This window comes from uncultured Maribacter sp., from assembly GCF_963977385.1.
In the GTDB taxonomy this organism is placed as follows: domain Bacteria; phylum Bacteroidota; class Bacteroidia; order Flavobacteriales; family Flavobacteriaceae; genus Maribacter.
Genome location: NZ_CAXBOU010000016.1, coordinates 115,730 through 137,023, shown reverse-complemented (window position 1 = coordinate 137,023; position 21,294 = coordinate 115,730). Strand labels below are relative to the sequence as shown.

The 21,294-nt window shown below is 35.6% G+C and carries 11 protein-coding genes, 2 tRNA genes and 2 rRNA genes; 10 read left to right on the top strand and 5 right to left on the bottom strand.

The features are described 5' to 3' along the window. Nucleotides 1-208, top strand: a 23S ribosomal RNA gene (locus tag AAC084_RS16225); the annotation flags it as partial. Between the two features lie 168 nt (nt 209-376). Next, nucleotides 377-488, top strand: a 5S ribosomal RNA gene (gene rrf / locus AAC084_RS16220). A gap of 412 nt (nt 489-900) precedes the next feature. Here rrf and AAC084_RS16215 read toward each other — a convergent pair. Then, on the bottom strand, nt 901-2,367 hold the full coding sequence (locus tag AAC084_RS16215) for a glutamate synthase subunit beta (protein WP_339841258.1): 1,467 nt from the start codon (nt 2,365-2,367) through the stop codon (nt 901-903). 9 nt (nt 2,368-2,376) lie between these two features. Next, nucleotides 2,377-6,885, bottom strand: a complete 4,509-nt coding sequence (gene gltB / locus AAC084_RS16210) for a glutamate synthase large subunit (RefSeq protein ID WP_339841257.1) — start codon at nt 6,883-6,885, stop codon at nt 2,377-2,379. Nucleotides 6,886-7,503: 618 nt separating this feature from the next. On the opposite strand from gltB, the gene AAC084_RS16205 reads away from it, so the two are divergent. Next, on the top strand, nt 7,504-10,464 hold the full coding sequence (locus AAC084_RS16205) for a tetratricopeptide repeat protein (protein WP_339841256.1): 2,961 nt from the start codon (nt 7,504-7,506) through the stop codon (nt 10,462-10,464). A 232-nt stretch (nt 10,465-10,696) separates the two neighbouring features. Here the strand turns inward: AAC084_RS16205 and AAC084_RS16200 are convergent, their stop codons facing one another. Next, nucleotides 10,697-13,162: a hypothetical protein gene (locus AAC084_RS16200; RefSeq protein ID WP_339841255.1), complete on the bottom strand. Its 2,466-nt coding sequence runs from the start codon at nt 13,160-13,162 to the stop codon at nt 10,697-10,699. Between the two features lie 422 nt (nt 13,163-13,584). Further along, nucleotides 13,585-14,727 carry an acyl-CoA dehydrogenase gene (locus AAC084_RS16195; protein ID WP_339841254.1) on the bottom strand — a complete coding sequence of 381 codons (1,143 nt, stop codon included), beginning with the start codon at nt 14,725-14,727 and terminating at the stop codon, nt 13,585-13,587. Nucleotides 14,728-15,064: 337 nt separating this feature from the next. Here AAC084_RS16195 and nhaD point away from each other — a divergent pair, with 337 nt between their 5' ends. From nhaD to AAC084_RS16160, 7 genes are all read left to right on the top strand, one after another. Continuing rightward, a complete protein-coding gene (gene nhaD, locus AAC084_RS16190; RefSeq protein WP_339841253.1) occupies nt 15,065-16,399 on the top strand; it encodes a sodium:proton antiporter NhaD in 1,335 nt (444 codons plus the stop codon). Between the two features lie 51 nt (nt 16,400-16,450). Next, nucleotides 16,451-17,140, top strand: coding sequence for a MotA/TolQ/ExbB proton channel family protein (locus AAC084_RS16185; RefSeq protein WP_339841252.1), 690 nt, complete (start codon nt 16,451-16,453; stop codon nt 17,138-17,140). 9 nt (nt 17,141-17,149) lie between these two features. Then, a complete protein-coding gene (locus AAC084_RS16180; RefSeq protein WP_339841251.1) occupies nt 17,150-17,536 on the top strand; it encodes a biopolymer transporter ExbD in 387 nt (128 codons plus the stop codon). Next, nucleotides 17,537-18,472 carry an energy transducer TonB gene (locus AAC084_RS16175; protein WP_339841250.1) on the top strand — a complete coding sequence of 312 codons (936 nt, stop codon included), beginning with the start codon at nt 17,537-17,539 and terminating at the stop codon, nt 18,470-18,472. It abuts the gene before it with no gap. After that, nucleotides 18,469-19,680, top strand: a complete 1,212-nt coding sequence (locus AAC084_RS16170) for a folylpolyglutamate synthase/dihydrofolate synthase family protein (RefSeq protein ID WP_339841249.1) — start codon at nt 18,469-18,471, stop codon at nt 19,678-19,680. Before AAC084_RS16175 ends, AAC084_RS16170 begins: the two co-directional genes overlap by 4 nt. Nucleotides 19,681-19,739: 59 nt before the next feature. Then, nucleotides 19,740-19,814 (top strand) — tRNA-Val (locus AAC084_RS16165). A 97-nt stretch (nt 19,815-19,911) separates the two neighbouring features. After that, nucleotides 19,912-19,986, top strand: a tRNA-Val gene (locus tag AAC084_RS16160). 23 nt (nt 19,987-20,009) lie between these two features. On the opposite strand, the gene murF is transcribed toward AAC084_RS16160, so the two are convergent. After that, on the bottom strand, nt 20,010-21,287 hold the full coding sequence (gene murF, locus AAC084_RS16155) for a UDP-N-acetylmuramoyl-tripeptide--D-alanyl-D-alanine ligase (RefSeq protein ID WP_339841248.1): 1,278 nt from the start codon (nt 21,285-21,287) through the stop codon (nt 20,010-20,012). Nucleotides 21,288-21,294: the final 7 nt, after the last annotated feature.

Here is a 21,294-nt window from a genome sequence, read left to right as displayed (position 1 = left end):
CCGCTGGTGCACCAGTTGTTCCGCCAGGAGCATCGCTGGGTAGCTATGTCGGGATCGGATAAGCGCTGAAAGCATATAAGCGCGAAACCGGCCACAAGATGAAATTTCTTTAAAGGGCCGTGGGAGATGACCACGTTGATAGGCTATAGGTGGAAGGGCAGTAATGTCCGTAGCCGAGTAGTACTAATTGCCCGTCAGGCTTGCGCACACGCCCGTCCCCTTTTTAGGAAGGGGACGGACGACGATCTTTATTTCTTTCTTTTTTAAAAGGCTCACTTTATACTATACGTGCTTTTTTCCTTTATAGGAATCCTGTTCCATTCATGTCAACGATATTGCGGCGAAGGCCGCGACCGGGTATATCCCGATCTAAAACTTAGGTGGCCATGGCGACGGGGCCCACCCCTTACCATTCCGAACAGGGAAGTTAAGACCGTTTGCGCCGATGGTACTGCTATATCAAGTGGGAGAGTAGGTAGCCGCCTTTTTCGAAAGTCCCTTACAGAAATGTAAGGGACTTTTTTTATGCAATAATGTCAGGAAAATCTTCTTCCTTTATATGATAATGATAAATTTAATTAAGTGTAAGATTAATATTAGAATCATTAATAAAACTACTTTAGAAGTAATTGTATTGGAGTGAAAACTATCTGATGCCATTAGCTATGAAGGTGTTATCAGACAAGGAAGGAATATCATTAGTCTTTAGTTAAAAGGAAAAGTGATATGAATTTACTGTGTAAAACTTATTCATGTTATCAGCTTTTATAAATGAATAGAGTGTAGACATAATTAAGGTGAAAAAGCGGTTTATAATAGTAGTGCCTTATATAACATTGGATAGAAAAAAGCCCCAACTGGATTATTAGTTGGGGCTTTTTATAAATTTTAATTAATTATTTACACTCTAGGTAAATCTCCTTCACCTTTTAAGGGTAGTGCGGTTTCACCCATTAAATATTTATCTACATGGTGTGCGGCTTGTCTTCCTTCAGAAATAGCCCAAACAATTAGTGATTGACCTCTTCTTTGGTCTCCAGCTACAAATACACTAGGGACATTGGTTTGGTAATTGGCATCTGACGCTTTTATGTTAGTTCTTGCATCCATTTCCAATCCAAGTTGTTTTGCTACTGTTTCTTCTGAGCCAGTGAATCCTAAAGCTAATAATGCTAAATCACATTTCCACTCTTTTTCAGTGCCTTCAACTTCTTTTAATTGAGGTCGTTGTCCAGGAATTTTAATCCATTCTATTTCAGAAGTAATTAATCCTTTTAAATTACCGGAAGAATCGCCAATAAATTTTTTAGTTGATATACTGAAAAATCTCTCAGCTCCTTCTTTATGAGAAGAACTAGTACGTAATCTCATAGGCCAAAATGGCCAAGGTTGATCCTCTGGTCTATCAACAGTACCCATAGGCATTATTTCAAAATTAGATACCGATTTTGCTCCATGTCGAAAAGATGTGCCAATACAATCTGACCCAGTATCACCACCCCCAATTACAATAACATTTTTATCAGTGGCTATTATTTCTTTACCTAAATCTTTTACACCATCAACTCGTCTGTTATTTTGCCCTAAAAAGTCCATGGCTTGAACTACTCCTTTCAGATCAGAACCTTCAATAGGTAAATTTCTTCTTATAGTTGCCCCTCCTGTTAAAACAATAGCATCAAAGTCTTCTTTTAATGTATCGGCTTTTATATCTATTCCGATATGCACTCCACATTTAAATATAATACCTTCTTCCTTAAGTACATTTAATCGCCTATCGATAACATTTTTCTCCATTTTGAAATCTGGAATACCATAGCGCATTAATCCACCTGGTTTTTCATCACGTTCAAAAACGGTTACATCATGTCCTGCTCTATTTAATTGTTGTGCAGCTGCTAGTCCAGCTGGTCCGGATCCAACAACGGCAATTTTCTTACCAGTTTTAATTAAAGGTAGCTCAGCAGTTATCCAGCCTTTTTTAAAAGCAGTTTCAACTATATTTTTTTCAATATTCTCAATGCTTACTGGGTCTTCATTTATACCTAAAACACATGCTTCTTCACAAGGTGCTGGACATAGTCTTCCTGTGAATTCTGGAAAGTTATTAGTTGAATGTAATATCTCACTAGCTTTTTCCCATTTATTGCGATAAACTGCATCATTAAAATCAGGAATTAAATTTCCTAATGGACAACCGCTATGGCAAAATGGAATTCCACAATCCATGCATCGTGCGCCTTGTTCTTTCAATTCCTTTTCAGGTAACGGTACGGTAAATTCTTTATAATTTTTTAAACGTTCTTCAACCGGTTCGTATGCTTCAATTTTTCTATCGAATTCCAAAAATCCTGTTATCTTTCCCATATTCCGATTTTAAATAGTTTGTAAATTTTCTTCTTCTAATCTTTTTAAAGCTTGTCTGTATTCTTCAGGTAAGACCTTAATGAATTTAGGTAAATAGGATTCCCAATTTTCTAAAATACGTTGAGCTAATGGACTTGAGGTTGAGTTGTAGTGACTTTCAATTAAATCTTTTAATTGTTTAATATCATTATCTTCTTTTACTTCTAATAGATTTAATCCTTCAAGGCTACATCGTTTTTTAAACGTTTTATTTTCATCAAGAACAAAGGCGATACCACCACTCATTCCTGCTCCAAAATTTCTTCCAACTTCTCCGAGTATTACGGCAACGCCACCGGTCATATATTCACAACCATGATCTCCAATACCTTCTACAACAGCTTTAGCACCTGAATTACGAACACAAAAACGTTCTCCGGCTTTACCGTTTATATATACTCTACCTGCGGTAGCACCATAAAGGGTTACGTTACCTGTGATAACATTATCTTCGGGGATTATTGTTGATTTTTCTGGTACTTTGATAACAAGTTTTGCTCCTGAAAGCCCTTTCCCTAAATAATCGTTTGTATTCCCATTCACAACCATAGTAAGTCCTCTTGTTGCAAATGCACCGAAACTTTGGCCTGCAGAACCTGTAAAATTAAGGCGCAGTGTATTGATAGGTAATCCTTCAGCGCCATAAGTTTTTGAAATTTCATTACTTATAATTGCGCCGACGGCACGATCTGTATTACAAATTGGATAATCTAATATTAATTTCTCTTTCCTAAATAACGAAGGATTTGCTTTAGCTATAATATCAAACTCAATCGATTTATAGATATCATGTTTTTGCTTTTCGGTATTATAGAATTTTGTACCGATAGGCACATCGACCTGATGTAGAATAGGTGTTAAATCTATACCGGCAGATTTATAATGATCTATAGCTTTTTTGCGATCCAATTTTTGAACCTGACCTACCATTTCATTAATAGTTTTGAATCCCAATTGTGCCATTATTTCACGTAATTCTTGTGCTACAAAATACATGTAGTTGACTACGTGTTCTGGTTTTCCTTTAAATTTCTTTCTAAGTTCAGGATTCTGTGTGGCAATACCGACAGGGCAAGTATTCAAATGACAAACACGCATCATAATACAACCAGACGCTACTAATGGTGCTGTTGCAAAACCAAATTCTTCAGCACCTAATAGACAAGCAATAGCAACATCTCTACCTGTTTTTAACTGACCGTCACATTCTAAAACAATTCTATTTCTTAAATCATTAAGAACAAGTGTTTGTTGCGCTTCGGCAATACCTAATTCCCAAGGTAGACCTGCATGTTTCTGAGAGGTCAAGGGAGTCGCACCTGTACCACCATCAAATCCAGAAACTAAAATAACATCGGCCTTAGCTTTAGCTACACCTGCAGCAACAGTACCAACTCCTACTTCAGAAACTAATTTTACATTTATCCTAGCTTTTCTATTTGCTGATTTTAAATCATAAATAAGTTGAGATAAATCTTCGATAGAATAAATGTCATGATGTGGTGGTGGAGAAATTAATCCTACATATGGTGTAGAATTTCGGGTCTTTGCTATCTCTGGATTTACTTTTGGTCCAGGTAATTGACCACCTTCACCTGGCTTGGCACCTTGTGCCATTTTAATCTGAATTTCTTTTGCGTTAGTTAGATAATTTGAGGTAACTCCAAATCTACCAGATGCTACTTGTTTGATGGCACTGTTTCTCCAATCACCAGTTGAATTTTTATAGAATCTATTGGCATCTTCGCCACCTTCACCTGAATTACTTTTACCTCCAATTCTGTTCATAGCAATCGCCAAGTTTTCATGTGCTTCTTGACTAATAGATCCATAAGACATTGCGCCAGTTTTAAATCTTTTTACAATTTCTGTCCATGGTTCAACATCTTCTAATGGAATAGGGTCATAGTTAGAGAACTCAAATAGACCTCTAATGGTCATTAAATTATGAGACTGCTCATTAACCATTTTTGAGTACTCTTTATAAGTATTTGGTTCGTTGTTACGAACTGCTTTTTGAAGTTTAGCAATAGATAAAGGATTAAACATGTGTTTTTCTCCATCCCTTCTCCATCTATATTCTCCACCTATTTCTAAATCTAGATTACCGGCTATGTCTTTTTTACTAAATGTTTTATGATGGCGTAATGCAATTTCCTTTTCTATTTGATACAAACCAATACCTTGTATACGTGTTGGTGTATTAGGGAAGTATTTATCAACAACTTTAGTATTAATACCAATACATTCAAAAAGTTGAGATCCACGGTATGAGTTAAGTGTGGAAATACCGATTTTGTTCATCACTTTTAAAATACCTTTTCCAACTGCTTTATTGTAGTTTTTAATGGCTTCATCAAAAGTTATATCCGTAATATCATGTTCTTCAATCTGCTCGGCAATTATTTCATTTACCAAATAAGGGTTTATTGCACTTGCCCCAAACCCAAAAAGTAGCGCAAAATGATGTACCTCTCTAGGTTCAGCAGATTCGATAATTACACTTAATTTAGATCTTTTACCTAGTTTTTGTAAACCACTGTTTACAAACGAACATGCCAATAATGCTGGTATCGGAGCCATTTCTTCACTTATGCTTCTATCGGATAATATAATGATATTCGTACCTTCGTCAACAGCTTTTGATGCTTGATTTAAAACAGCTTGGAGAGCATCTTCTAAACCATTATGCCCTTGTTTAATAGGATATAATATTGGAATGGAAACCACTTTATAATCTGGACTTACATCGTAATTTTTAATTTTATCTAAATCTTCTTTAGAGATAACAGGATTTTGAATTTTCAATTTTCTACAATGTAATTCTGAAAATTCAAAAATATTATAGTCACTACCTAATGTTAAGCTAATGTCGGTAATCAGTTCTTCACGAATACCATCTAAAGGTGGGTTAGTGACCTGTGCGAATAATTGCTTAAAGTAATTGTATATTAATTGAGGTCTTTGCGATAGCACGGCAATAGGAGTATCTGATCCCATAGAACCAATTGGTTCTTTGCCAGCTTTTGCCATTGGAAGTACAATGGTGTTTATATCTTCAAGGGTATATCCAAAAACAGATTTTCTTTTTTCTAATGTCTCTTCACCAAGAAATAATGGGCAGTCATTATATGGTATATCTTTTAAATGAACAAGATTATCTTTTAACCATTTAGTATAAGGGTGTTGTTTTGCTATTTTCTCCTTTATTTCTTCATCGTTAATAATTCTACCCTCTTCCATATTAACCAAGAACATTTTTCCTGGTTGTAATCTTCCGTGAAATTCTACATTCTCAGGGGTAATGTCAACCACGCCTGTTTCTGAAGACATAACAACATAATCATCTTTAGTAACAGTATATCGTGAAGGTCTAAGTCCGTTTCTATCCAATACAGCTCCAATAAAGTTTCCGTCTGTAAATGGTATTGATGCAGGTCCGTCCCAAGGTTCCATCATGCAAGAATGATACTCATAGAATGCTCTTTTGGCATCAGACATTTCTGCATTTTTTTCCCAAGCTTCAGGAACTAGAATCATCATCACCTCAGGTAAAGATCTACCAGTCATTAATAATAATTCTACCACCATATCCATAGTTGCAGAATCTGATTTACCAGGTAGTATTATCGGTAGAATGTTTTTAATTTCATCACCGAACATTTCGTTCTCTAACAATTCTTCTCTAGAGAACATACGTGTTACATTTCCTCTAAGAGTATTTATTTCACCATTGTGACACATATACCTAAAAGGTTGGGCCAAATCCCAAGTAGGAAATGTATTTGTAGAGAACCTTTGATGTACTAATGCTAATCTAGTTACAACTCTAGAATCCATTAAATCTGAATAATAAAGGCTGATATCCAACGGCATCAATAAACCCTTGAAAATAATTATTTTTGTAGACAGACTAGGTACATAGAAAAATTTGCTTTCAGATAATTTAGATTTAATTATCGTATGTTCCGTAACCTTTCTTGCTATAAAAAGTTTTAGGTTAAAATGAAAATAATCTTGTTCAGGATTTTCTTTTGCGACAAATATTTGTTTGACAAACGGTTCGGTTTCTGCGGCTATTCTGCCAGGAATCGAACGATTAACAGGGACATCGCGCCAACCTAGTAGTTTTAAACCCTGCTTTTTTATATTTTCTTCAAATACTGATATACAGAAATTTCGTTGATTTTCTTTTCTTGGAAAAAATATATTTCCAACAGCATAATCACCTACTTTGGGTAATTCAAAACTACAAACAGCTTGAAAAAAATCATGTGGAATATCAATTAAAATACCTGCTCCATCCCCAGTTTTTCCGTCTGCACTTACGGCTCCCCTGTGTTCTAAGCGCTCAAGAATCTCCAGAGCCTTATGTATAATGTCGTTTGATTTGTTTCCTTTAAGACTGCAAATAAATCCAGCCCCACAGTTGTCATGTTCAAATTCTGGTAGATATAATCCTTGCTTCTTCAGTGTCATCAGATAATTTTATTATTTATTATTGGTACTGGATAAGGAGCCAATTATTTCCTTTTCTTCAGTTTAGGCTTGATATAGCGCCTTTTTGGTATTATGGCATTTCTTCAAAAATATCATATTATTTGAATAATAATCAATCAATTCGCACAAATGAAATAAATTAATTAACGTTTAGTATAATATGGTAAATTATATTCAAAAATCGATTTTTGTGGTGCTTAAATTGTGATAATGATAATTAAGCCCAATTGCAATGTGCAAAGAAATATATTTATGGGGTGTTGGGCTATTTATTATTGATTTATAACAATTGACCCCTTTTTATTTAATAAGATATGGCAATAATTCATATATATAAGTATTTATACCTGCTAAATAATAGGGGTATTAATATAAATTAATATTTAAATCATTTTTTGGTGTTCCAATTAGTTCAATTTTCGGATGGGGATAACACGGAGAGTAAGTAGATTTCATTGTTTTCATTAGTTTTAAGTCTTATACAAACCTTTGAAGTATGCGGTTGTATCTGCATTTTATACCTTAAGGATGAGAAATAGGGTATACTGTTAATTTTTATTGTAAATTAATTAAGTGATTAATTTACAACCATATACCATGCGCTGTCCAATAATTCTGTTGTTGCTTATTAGTTTTAGTGCATTTGCCCAGCAACAGAAGATTGATAGCCTTACTTCCATACTAAAAACATCTAGGGATAACACTAAAGTGGATATATTTCTTGCGCTTGCAGAACAATATGATTATTTGAGCGATGAAAAGGCCAATGTGTTTGCCATGCAAGCAAACGCATTGGCGCGGGAATTAGATTACAAAGAAGGGCAGATACGCAGTTTCTATGAGTTAGGCAGATTAATATATGATAAAGGTGAAAAAACCAAGGCCTTGACCCATTTTGAGCAAGGCATGGCAATGGCAAAAGTAATTAATGACCAATCTCTCATTGCTTTGGGATATATGGTAACGAGTAATTATCATATACAAGAAAACAATTTCCCAAAAGCAATGGAATATATTAACCGTTCCTTGGCTATCTATACAGATTTGGGCCAAAAGAAAGGCATGGCATCATGTTTTCTTTATTTTGGGGTTTTAAATTATCGATTGGCCAAATATGACGAGGCTTTGACCTATTATTTTAAGGCACTTGAGATAAGGGAATCACTTCATGATTATAAAGGATTGTCTGTAGTATACACAAATATTGGAAATATCTATCTTCTGAATTCAAAATTGCAGACAGCCAATGATTATTTTTTAAAATCACTGACCTTGGCTTTAAAAATTGACGATAAGGTAAGGGTTGAGAACAGTTTATTAAACTTGGGAGTCGCAAACCAGAAAATGGGTATGTATGACAAGGCTTTAAAATACTATAGTGAAGCACTATCTACTGCCAAGGAACTTAATTGGAGATTCGATGAGGCCGTTTTAATGGGCAATATTGGGTCTACGTTAAGGAGTCAAGGAAATTTTTCAGATTCCCTAACCTACCTTTTTGCTGCTTTAGAAATTAAAAAAGAGCTTGCTAAAAAACGTAGTATAGCTCATACTTTGAATGACATTAGTGAGACTTATTTTATTATGGAAAATTTCTTGCAAGCAAAAAAATTTGCAATGAAGGCCATTGCTATTTCAGATGGCGTCGATTTAAACCAACACCGAGTAGGGTATAAATTATTGGCCCAATCGGCAAGAAGTTTGGGTAATGTAAACGATGCCTTTGTTTATTTGGAGCAATCATATAAGTTAAAGGATAGTATTTATACCCTTAAAGCCAAGGCAAAGATAGATGAACTCGAAATCCAATACGAAACGCTTAAGAATGAAGAGGAAATTCTTTTGTTGACAGAACAAAGACAAACGGCGGACTTTAAAAGAAAAACCTATTTGGCAGGTGGTGTATTAACTTCTGTTATCTTGTTTTTATTGTTTAACCAACAACGCCTTAAAGCTGTAAAAAATAGGGCATTGGTCATAAAAGAACAGGAAGTGGATCGAATGAAGTCACAATTCTTCGCCAATATTTCTCATGAGTTCAGGACACCTCTTACCTTGATTTTAGGGCCAATCGAAACCATGCAATCAGAAACAGATGACCAAAAAGTGAAATACAATTTGGAGGTCATGAAGAAGAATGCCAATATACTTTTGAAGCTCATAAACCAGCTATTAGACTTGTCAAAGCTTGAGGCAGGGAGGATCAAGCTCAAGGTGGCTGAAGAAGATGTAATTCCAATTATCCGAGGTGTTGCCATGGCCTTTCATTCCTTGGCGGAACTAAAGGAAATAGATTTACAAATAAGGACTTGTTCTAATCATTTAAAAGTTTTTGTGGATCGTGAAAAATTAGAAATCATGTTGGTGAACCTGTTGTCGAACGCTTTTAAATTTACACCGCAAGGTGGAACGATTAAGGTGTTGATAATTGCAAATAAGACCAATGAACGCGCTAGTTCCTATACACTTACCGTAAGTGATACGGGAGTGGGTATTCCGGAAAAGGACATCGCCCAAATCTTCAATCGTTTTTATCAAAGCACAAATGACGAAGAAAATGGATATGACGGCACGGGCATCGGCTTAGCCCTAACCAAAGAATTGGTGGACCTGCACAAGGGCATGATTAAGGTCATTAGCCGAGTTGGAATCGGTACCGATATTACAATCGAGTTGCCGATAGGGAAGGAATACTTTAAAGTAGAAGAAGTTTTTGCGACGGCACCCATATTTAATAAAGGACAGGAAGCGATAATCAGCGTCCTAACTGAAATCGATTTACCGTTTGATGATTTTGAGGTTGGCCCGTCAAAACCCATAGTGCTCTTGGTAGAGGATAATATGGACGTGATGAACTATTTGAAAGATGTTTTTCATGACGAATATCAAATTTTACAGGCACAAGATGGCGAACAGGGTATTGAAATGGCACAGGAACATATTCCCGATTTGATTATTAGCGATGTTATGATGCCCAAAAAAGATGGGTATGCAGTTTGTAAAACATTAAAGCAGGACGAAAAAACCAGCCATATCCCCATAATTTTGCTGACGGCCAAGGCTAGTTTGGAAGACAAAATGGAAGGGTTGGAGACCCGTGCAGATGATTATATGACTAAACCTTTTATTCCAAAAGAATTATTGTTGAAAGTGAACAATCTCATTGCCTCAAGAAAAAAGCTACGGGAGAAATACAAGCGAGAGGCCGTACTTAGACCCAGTGATATTGCTGTTAATTCGGTAGATGAAATCTTTCTTAATAAAATAATCAAGGTGGTGGAAGAACATATGGCTGATGACCTATTTAGTGTTGAACAGCTGGCGTTGACTATTGGTATGAGCCGTTCCCAATTACATAGAAAATTGAAGGCCTTGTTAGATCAAGCCCCGACCCAATTTATAAGGTCTTTTCGTTTGCAACGTGCCCATGACCTTCTGAAACAAAATGCGGCCACCTCTTCAGAAATAGCCTACCAAGTTGGGTTTTCTAGTCCTTCTTATTTTACCAAATGTTTCCATGAGCAGTATGGGTATACTCCTTCTGACATGCAGAATTAATCTACCGATTTGTCTCCAGTATAAGTATGTTCTTAGCCTGATATGTAAGCAAAAGTTGGATTAAATACATTCTGTAGCTAATTTATTAATAGGTCTTTAAAAATGCACTGACACTTACGGAAATAGCTTTTAACACCGAAGTTTTTAATTAAAAGCAATTGTTAATTATAACAAAAAAACATCTCCTATAACTAAGAAGATGCTCTCTTGGGAAATCTTTAAAAACGTACTTTTAAAATGTATGACATATTGAACCTCTACATACCCTTACTGTTTTTGCTGACCAATTCGGTTGGAAAGAAAGCGATTGACATTGACTGCCTATAAATGGAACATCCAAACAACCAGTGCCACTTAATGATATGCCACCTTGGGTTACCGTGGTATTAATAGTAGATTCCCAAGGACCTAGGTTTTTCTTAACAGTGCCCGATAATGAAAAACTATTATCTGGATTGATAGAACCCGAAACGTTGGTTTGAATAAAATATAGGTTCATATTACCTGATATTTGCACCCCTGTTACACTGCTTGCATGAACTTGAGAATTGGATAGTGTATATTCATTGCCTGCCACAGTAAGCCCTCTTGTAACGCTACCCGCCATTTCAATGCCATTATTGGTTATAAAACCGGATATATTAGCACTTGTCATCGGTAAATCAAATCCTCCGGAGACTTTAAACCCTTCAGCACTTGAAATTGTTATTTCACCATTCGCAGTATACAGACTTACACCTTTGAAGTCTACATTCCCATCGAAATTCCCGTGTAAGAATAATTCACCCGATTTAATAAAACCTTCCACGGCAACGCTGCCGATACCTTGCGGGGCATCTATAAATCCTGCAAGGGAAATCCCTTCATCAGGATTAGTTGAAATGCCGAAATCTAAACCGGTCCCAAAAGTGCTAATTTTACTGCCATTGGGTAAAGTTATGTCACTTGTAAAGGATCCACTCATGGAAATTCCTTCTGGACTTAATTCTCCTTTGGTTTCGGCATCCACGATGCCATAGGGCAAGTCAATCGTTCCATCCAATGTAATTCCTTCCATTGTTGAAATATGTACATCTAAATTAGTGTTCAAAAGTTCAATTCCATTAGACAAGGTAATATTGGAGTCTTGGTGTGTCAGAAGGTCTAATCCGTTAGCAGGGCTAATAATACCCGTGACTTCTTCATTAAGCTCCAACGGTCCTACGTTTTCTGATAACTTACCTGAAACTTTCAATCCATCTGCACTTAATGAAAAATATGAATTGGACATTAGTTTAAATTCTGGTGTTGAAGAATAATTCAGGTTTGGAAGGCCGATGGAACAGTCACTCTCAAGATAAATCTTCCAATCTTCAAGTTCAGAACCTTGACTGAAATAAAAATATTCGGAAATCCCTCCATTTTCCTCTATATTGATATACTTTTTTAAAGGATTACCTAAAATGTCGGCTACAACAGGTGTTCTTAATTCACCACCGAAGCGCATATATGATTCGTTTTCTATAAGTGCAGTGTATCCTTGCTCAGTTGCAGCGACAATATCCATATTGATGTCCTTGCCAAATATGTCATAACCTAGAACATCATTTATTTTTGGTAAAACGCCCATAATCATTCCTAAGGCTTTTATACTAGGAGCTACACTACCCGTAAAGCCATAATTTAAATTATCAACCTCTACGTCATTAAAATAATTTGCCCAACTATCCCTACTTGGTATGATTCCAGAAGGACTTAATTGATTAATAGGGTAATGAAAAAAGGTCTCTCCCGAAAATTTCAGAATACCACCTGTATATGGAATGGGCATGGGCATATTTTCAACCCCTTGATATAAATGTGATGATAAACTTTCAAAGCCACTATACCCAAAAAGTTGTATAAAATTTTCAGGTTTGCTAAATTCATAAGAGCGTGAAGGAATAAGTCCTTGATTGGAGTATCCATAAGAAACTGAAATATCTCCAGCAGTATTACCGAAATCCTCAATTCCTTCTTGTGTCGCCCTATCGAGAATTTTATCCATCAATTCCTGAACTTTTTTCGATTTTTGTAATGATTTAACTTTAGACAAAGTCGGTAATTTTATTTTATAGAAAACCGCTGGATCTGCTGGATCTAGATAGAATTCCGCAAAGTCGTGAACCTTATCATTGACCTTCGACTTCAGTTCATAATTACCATTCTCTTCGTCAAGTACTTCAAAATGGAAATATTTAATATTATCAGCTAAAGGAAGTTTAGTTTTATATTTTGTTTTATAAAATGATCCAGTTTCAAATTCTATATGTGATTTCACTGCTTCCTTCATATCAAATTCTTCAAGTAGTGATTCAAAATTCCCTATGTTTGGAAAATTAGGTGATCCTTCACCAGTTATACTAATTATAACACCAGAATCATCAACTTCAACCGAAATATCTCCTTCAACCACATCAAACTCTTCGCCTTGATCGTTTTTAGCTTTTAGCATACCATTAAATTCATATCCTGTAGCGGTTTCAATTATATTGTCCGAAACGATTGAGATATCTCCATTGCCGTCCAGATCCAATGTTGTGGGTTCCTTAGGTTCTGTTATGGTTGGTTCGGTAGTACCTGTTGGATCGGAGTTAGGACTATCTTTAGAACAATAGGATACCAGTATGCCTATAAACAGCACTAGTAGAAGTCGAAATAATTGTTTGGTCGTTTTCATGGTCTATAATTTTAACAATGTTCTCGTCGTTGAAAACACTATTGTAAATCTAGATATGAGCACCCTTTTAGACTATAAGACAGGTCGCAAGTGCTATAATATTAGTCGCATATGGTTGATATTAGGCGGTTATATTAAAGATGATTATTTGTTTTGACTATTTACTAAAAGAATAAAATCATGATAATCTACGCTCTAAGAATGCGGTATAAACATATTAACAATGGCTTAAGAGGACTGGTTTTACAATTCAGTGGAAGATGGGGATTTGATTAAAAATGTATGAAGACATTAATTTATGAAGCGAAAGCTCTGAATCCAATTAGCTTCTTAAAATGAATCTTAATCTCGTACGTAAAAAAAGGGAACAACTATATCATATAGCTGTTCCCTTTTCAGTTGGTTGTATCGTTAAGAAGAGATTAATCTCTCAAAATACTCCTAGAAATAACAATTTTTTGAATCTCTGAAGTGCCCTCGTAAATCTGAGTTATTTTGGCATCACGCATCAAACGTTCAACATGATAATCTTTAACAAAGCCATTTCCACCATGTATTTGAACAGCTTCAACCGTAGTTTCCATGGCTACTTTTGAGGCGTATAATTTTGCCATTGCGCCAGATAGGTCATAATCCTTTCCATTGTCTTTATCCATAGCTGCTTGATATACTAATAGTCGTGCGGCTTGTATTTCGGTGTGCATATCGGCCAATTTAAAGGCGATTGCTTGATGATTGCAGATTTCTGTACCGAAAGCTTTTCTTTGCTTTGAGTATTTCAATGCCATTTCATAAGCACCTGCTGCAATTCCTAATGCTTGGGCTGCAATGCCTATACGTCCGCCAGCCAAAGTTTTCATGGCAAATTTGAATCCGAATCCATCTTCACCAATTCTATTCTCCTTAGGGACTTTAACGTCATTGAACATCAAAGAATGGGTGTCGCTACCTCGTATACCTAATTTATTTTCTTTTGGGCCAATTTCAAATCCTTCGACGCCTTTCTCTACAATTAAGGCATTTATGCCTCGATGTTTTTTCTCTTTATCAGTTTGGGCGATAACTATATATACGCTTGCAGAACTTCCATTGGTAATCCAGTTTTTAGTTCCATTCAAAATGTAATGGTCGCCTTTGTCGATTGCGGTTGTTTTCTGTGAAGTTGCGTCACTGCCTGCTTCTGGTTCAGAAAGGCAGAAAGCGCCAAGAATTTCTCCAGTCGCAATTTTTGTTAAATATTTTTCTTTTTGTTCCTCAGTGCCAAATGCTTCCAAACCCCAGCAAACCAAAGAATTGTTGACAGACATAACTACAGAAGTCGATGCGTCAATTTTAGATAATTCTTCCATTGCAAGAACATAGGATAAGGTGTCTAATCCGCTACCGCCATATTTTGGGTCGACCATCATACCTAAAAAGCCTAATTCGCCAAGTTTTTTTACTTCTTCTTTTGGAAAACGCTGCGCGTCATCTCGTTCAATTACCTCTGGTAATAGTTCTGTTTGCGCGAAATCACGTGCTGCTTGTTGAATAAGTTTTTGTTCCTCAGTTAATGAAAAATCCATGTACTTTGTGTAAAGGGTTATGTTATCAAAGATAAAGATATACTAGTTGAATTCTAAACTTAAAACGGCACTTTTGTTAGGTTTTATCTGAACTGTTAAGTGCTTTTGATAAGGTTTATAAATATTTAACATTTTGTTATACGTTAAAATGGGGTCAATAAAAACCTGTTAAAATTATATTAGTAATGATTTAACTATTTGGATGTCAGATATCTTCGGTAATATTGTAAAAACATTAGGATTTCATAACCAATTTTAAATATCTTTAGATGATTTAATTTTTTGGAATTAGAACCTATATTTGACACCTTAGTAGTCATTTAAAAAACCAACGCAAATGGAAACCATTATCATTATTGTTTTTTTGGCAGGATATCTCGCCATTACCTTAGAGCATAACCTTAAAATAGATAAGCTTATCCCTGCTTTGGCCATGATGGCCATATTGTGGGCTATTATTGCTTTAAGTCATATGGATGTTTTTGAAGTTAACACGGTGCTTCAAGAGTTAGAGCCCACCCATCTGGATGAAATATTATTACATCATTTAGGGAAAACAGCAGAAATATTAGTATTTCTATTGGGAGCGATGACCATCGTTGAAATCATAGATTATTTTGATGGATTCGCTACAATTAAGGGATATATTAGAACGCGTAGTAAAAAGAAATTACTTTGGATGTTTGCTATATTAGCTTTTATACTTTCGGCTATTATAGACAACCTTACAGCAACTATTGTACTGATTACAATTTTACAGAAAGTGATTAGTGATAGAAATACACGACTTTGGTTTGCGGGTATGATAATAATTACTGCAAACGCAGGTGGAGCTTGGTCACCGATTGGTGATGTTACTACTACAATGCTTTGGATTGCTAATAAGGTAACAGCCGGGCAATTAGTGATTCATGTTTTATTACCTTCTATTGTTTGTATGGTTGTGCCAACGTTAATAGCAAGTAATAACAAAGCTTTTAAAGGGAATATAGAAGGTGAGTTTGAAGAAGAACCTCCGAAATCAAAATACGGTTCAATTATGCTTTACCTAGGTTTGGGAGCTATAGTTTTTGTGCCTTTTTTTAAGACTATAACACATTTGCCTCCATATGTTGGTATGATGTTATCCTTGGCTCTTGTTGCTACATTTGCGGAGATTTATAGTAATAAGAAGTTTAGTATTTCTTCTGTAGATCAAGAGGGTCAAGATAGTGAGGGACATCATAGTCCAGTACATCATTCTTTGTCTAAAATTGAGTTGCCGAGTATACTCTTCTTTTTAGGTATTCTTTTGGCAGTTGCAGCTTTGGAGTCATTGGGAATGTTATTCCATTATGCTCAAAGTTTAAATGAAGCAATACCAAATACAGATATAGTAGTATTATTGTTTGGTGTAGGTTCCGCTGTTATTGATAATGTTCCTTTAGTGGCGGCTAGTATGGGTATGTTCGGGCAGGCTCTTGATAGTCCATTATGGCATTTCATTGCTTATTCTGCTGGTACTGGTGGTAGTATGTTAATTATTGGATCTGCTGCTGGAGTTGTTGCAATGGGTATGGAGAAAATTGATTTTTTCTGGTATTTAAAGAAAATAACTTGGTTGGCATTTGTCGGTTTTATAAGTGGTGCTGCTGTTTTTATATTATTAAGAGATTTTGTGTTTCACGGATAATTTAATTCACTATTCATCGTTATAAAGGCAAATTCAATACTTAAAAAAAATATGTTATTATTCCAGGATTTGGCTCAGAATACGGGCGATGAATTGATATCAGAGGAGAAAACCCTTTCAGTTATAGATTTAGTCATAAATGGAGGTACGGGTAGTGTAATCATAATTTCGGTACTCTTCGTTATGTTGGGTGTTGCATTGTATATCTACTTTGAACGTCTTTTAGCCGTTAATGCAGCATCGAAAATAGATAAGAATTTCATGAACCAAATACGGGATCATGTTACTACAGGCAAGCTAGAGGCTGCAAAGATTCTTTGTGCCCAAACAGATTCGCCAGTAGCAAGATTAACTGAAAAAGGTATTTCACGAATAGGAAAACCGCTTGATGATATCAACACAGCTATAGAAAATGCAGGAACACTTGAGGTGTACAAACTAGAGAAAAATGTAAGTATTTTAGCTACCGTAGCTGGTGCAGCGCCGATGATTGGATTCTTAGGAACAGTAATCGGTATGATTCTTGCTTTTCATGAAATGGCAAGTAGTGGTGGCCAAGCAGAAATGGGTTCGTTGGCATCAGGTATTTATACTGCAATGACAACAACAGTGGCTGGACTTATAGTAGGTATTATTGCTTATGTCGGTTATAATCACTTAGTGAATCGTACTGATAAGGTGATTCATAAAATGGAGGCTAACGCTGTTGATTTTCTAGATTTATTAAACGAACCTCTTTAATTTTTTAATATGAAATTAAAAGGAAGAAATAAAGTCAGTCCAGACTTTAGCATGTCTTCAATGACAGATATTGTATTCTTGTTATTGGTGTTTTTCATGTTAACGGCTAACTCACCTAATGCACTAGATTTGTTGTTGCCTAAGGCAAAAGGGAAGTCGACAAATACTCAAAATGTATCGGTAAGTATCGATAAAAACCTTCAATACTTTGTAAATGATCAAAGAATTAATGGAGAGTATGTTGAAATTGAATTGAGGAAAGCCTTAGCGGGTCAAGATAATCCTACTATTATTCTAAGAGCGGAAGAAAGTGTAGCGATTAAAGAAGCTGTTAATGTTATGGATATAGCTAATAAAAATAATTATAAAGTTATTTTGGCGGTACGGCCTAATTAAATGGCATTTTTAGACACGACACATAAGAAGAAATCACTGACACTTACAACATTGTTGCTAAGTGCGCTTTTGTTGGTTTTATTTTATATTGGTCTAACTTACTTGGATCCACCTGAAGAAAATGGTATTTCGGTTAATTTTGGAACTACGGATTTTGGTAGTGGTCAAGTGCAGCCAAAAGAGAAAATTCAATCAGAGCCATTAGAAATTCCGCCTGTAGAGCCAACAAAGCAAGAAGTTGCTGAGGCTATTGAAGAGCAAGAGGAAGTTGAAGAAGCGGCGGTCGAAAAAGAAGCGCCAGCTGAAAAGCTATTGACGAAAGAAAGTGAAGAAGCGATAAAAATTAAGCAGGCTAAAGAAGTAAAGCGAAAAGCAGATGAAGCTGCAGCGGATGCTAAAAGAAAAGCCGAGGAGGTTGAAAACAAGAAAAAGGTAGAAGCTGCTAGAATTGCGCAACAGAAGAAGGATGCGGAAGATAAAGCAAGACAAGAACAAGAAGCGAAAAAGAAACGTTTAGACGAAATGATGGGAGGGCTGAATAAGTCCGACGGAACTGCCACAGGTAGCGAAGGTGATGATAATAAGGCAGGGGATAAAGGTCAGCCAGATGGTGACCCATATGCTACGAGTTATTATGGCAGCCCAGGTTCTGGTAGCGGAACAGGAGGTTATGGACTAAATGGCCGGTCTTTGGTAAACAAAGGTAAGGTTCAACAAGAATGTAATGAGTCTGGTATTGTAGTGGTTAAAATTGTAGTAGATAGGAATGGTAAGGTAATTAGTGCCGAACCTGGTGTTAGGGGTACTACTAATAATAATCCGTGTTTATTAGCGCCAGCAAAGAAAACAGCTTTCATGCATAAATGGAATCTAGATAGTAATGCGCCTAGTCAACAAGTAGGTTTTGTTGTTGTAAACTTCAAACTTGGCGAGTGACCTATAAGGAGACTTTAGATTGGATGTTCACACAACTTCCAATGTATCAGAATAAAGGTAAGGTCGCTTTTAATGGCAAAATGGATGGTATTAATTCATTTTCCTCTCAATTAAATAATCCACACAAAAAATTTAAAAGTATACATGTGGCAGGAACCAACGGAAAAGGTTCTAGTAGCCATATGTTGGCCTCTGTTTTGCAAGAAGGAGGGTATAAGGTTGGATTGTATACGTCACCCCATTTAAAGGATTTTAGAGAGCGTATTCGAATCAATGGAAAGAAGATTGGAAAAAAGTGGGTTATTGATTTTATCGACGAAAATCAATCTTTTTTTAAAAAAAATAAATTGTCGTTTTTTGAAATGACCGTGGGTATGGCGTTTTCATATTTTTCAAAGGAAAATGTTGATATTGCAATCATAGAAGTTGGTTTGGGCGGTCGATTAGATTCTACGAATATTATAACTCCAGAGGTAAGTTTAATAACAAACATAGGATTGGATCATACTGATCTGTTAGGTGACACTCTTTCGAAGATAGCTTATGAAAAAGCAGGCATAATAAAGGAGAATGTTCCTGTTGTCATCAGTGAATTTAATGAAGAGACAGCGCCAGTTTTTAAGCATACGGCTAAGCAGTTAAACGCCGCAATAATCTTTGCAGAGGACAAGACATACCTGGATTATAAAATAGGACTGTTAGGTTCATATCAAAAAAAGAATATTAAAGGGGTGTTGGCCACTTTAAACGAGCTGATTGGTTTTAATATTAATGAGCAACATATTGTTCAAGGTTTAGAGAAGGTGGTGGAAAATACTTCTTTAATGGGGCGTTGGCAGCAAATTGGAAGTAATCCAAAAATATTTTGTGATACAGCACATAATAAAGAAGGTCTTTCAATTGTAATAAATCAATTACTAGAACAAGAATATAAACAACTTCATGTGGTAATCGGTTTTGTAAAAGATAAAGATATCAGTGCGATATTGCCGTTATTACCAACGAATGCAATCTATTATTTTTGCAAACCTAAAATTTCTAGAGGTCTTGATGAGGAATTATTATTAAAGAGAAGTGTTCAGTTTAATTTGAGAGGTGCATCATATAAGTCTGTTAGTAAGGCTCTTAAAGCTGCAAAAAAGCAAGCTTCAGAAAACGATTTCATTTTTGTTGGAGGAAGTAATTTTGTGGTAGCAGAAGTTCTTTAATTTTTTATTGATTTTTCTTTTGTGAATTGTAAAACTATTATATATTTGCACTCCTTTTGGGGCTCTTAGCTCAGTTGGTTCAGAGCACCTGCCTTACAAGCAGGGGGTCACTGGTTCGAATCCAGTAGGGCCCACAGGTTAAAAGGCTTCCATGAAAATGGGAGCCTTTTTTTAATTTTAAGCTGTTTTGTTTATAGATAAGAAGCGTCTTTATCTTATCTTAGTTTTAATGGGATATTAGCTCAGTTGGTTTAGAGCGCTGCCTTGACAGGGCAGAGGTCACCGGTTCGAATCCAGTATATCCCACAAGTATTAAAAGTTAATTAAGGTTAGAGGTAATCTAAAACTCTTTCTAGCGCCATACCTCGTGATCCTTTTATAAGTATGGATGAGTTTGATTTTAAGCTATTTTCTTTAATGAAGTTTTTGAGGTCTTCAAAGCTTCTCAGTTTAATAGAATCTGTTTGGGTTTTATAGAAGTTTTCTCCAACGAATAGCACTTGGTTAAATTGCATTGTTCTTGTCAATTCAACAATTCGCTGATGCTCTTCTTTGGCTGATTCTCCTAATTCGAACATGTCACCTAGAATCATTGTCTTGTTAGTGTTATTTAAAGAATCAAAATTCTCAATAGCAACCTTCATGCTTGAAGGGTTCGCATTGTAAGCATCTAAAATAATGTAGTGTCCATTTGAATTGATGATTTGAGACCTATTGTTGTCAGGTGTGTATTGTTCTAATGCAATTTTAATTTCTTTTAATTCAACATTAAAAAATTTTCCAATTATAATTGCTGCGCAGCAATTATGAAAATTGTAAGAGCCAATTAGGTTAGTTGTTATAGATTCATCTTCTACCTTGGTTATTACAAAAGGTTGAGCTTCTAATAATTCAATTTGATAATATTTTGAATTGGTTGAACTAAAACCATATTTTCTGGTATAATTCTTTAGTTTATCTAATTGAATGGAATCATCTGCATTTAAAAAAATGGATTTATTGTTTTTAGTGAGATATTCATACAGCTCACTTTTACCTTTTATAACGCCTTTAATACCACCAAAACCTTCTAAATGGGCTTTGCCGAAATTGGTGATATATCCAAAATCTGGTTCCGCAATTTCACAGAGAAATTCTATTTCTTTCAAATGGTTCGCACCCATTTCAACAATGGCGATTTCTGTATCAGGTTTGATAGTGAGTAGGGTTAGTGGTACTCCTATATGATTGTTTAGGTTGCCCCTAGTGGCAATGGTTTTATATTTCCTTGCGAGAACTGCATTTATCAATTCCTTTGTGGTGGTTTTACCATTGCTGCCGGTAAGGCTAATTACTTGTGCGTTACAGAAATTTCTATGATAATTCGCTAGTTGTTGAAGCGTTACTAATACGTCATCGACAAGAATGGTTTTCTCGTTAATGTAGTATTCCTCTTGGTCAATAATGACATAGCTGGCTTCACTGTAAAGAGCCTGCTTCGCGTATGTGTTGCCATTAAAATTATCGCCCTTTAAAGCAAAGAAAATATCATTTTTCTTAATTTTTCTAGTATCTGTATTAACAGACGGAAACTCTAAAAAAATTGAATGTAAGTCTTGAACGTTCATGAAATCG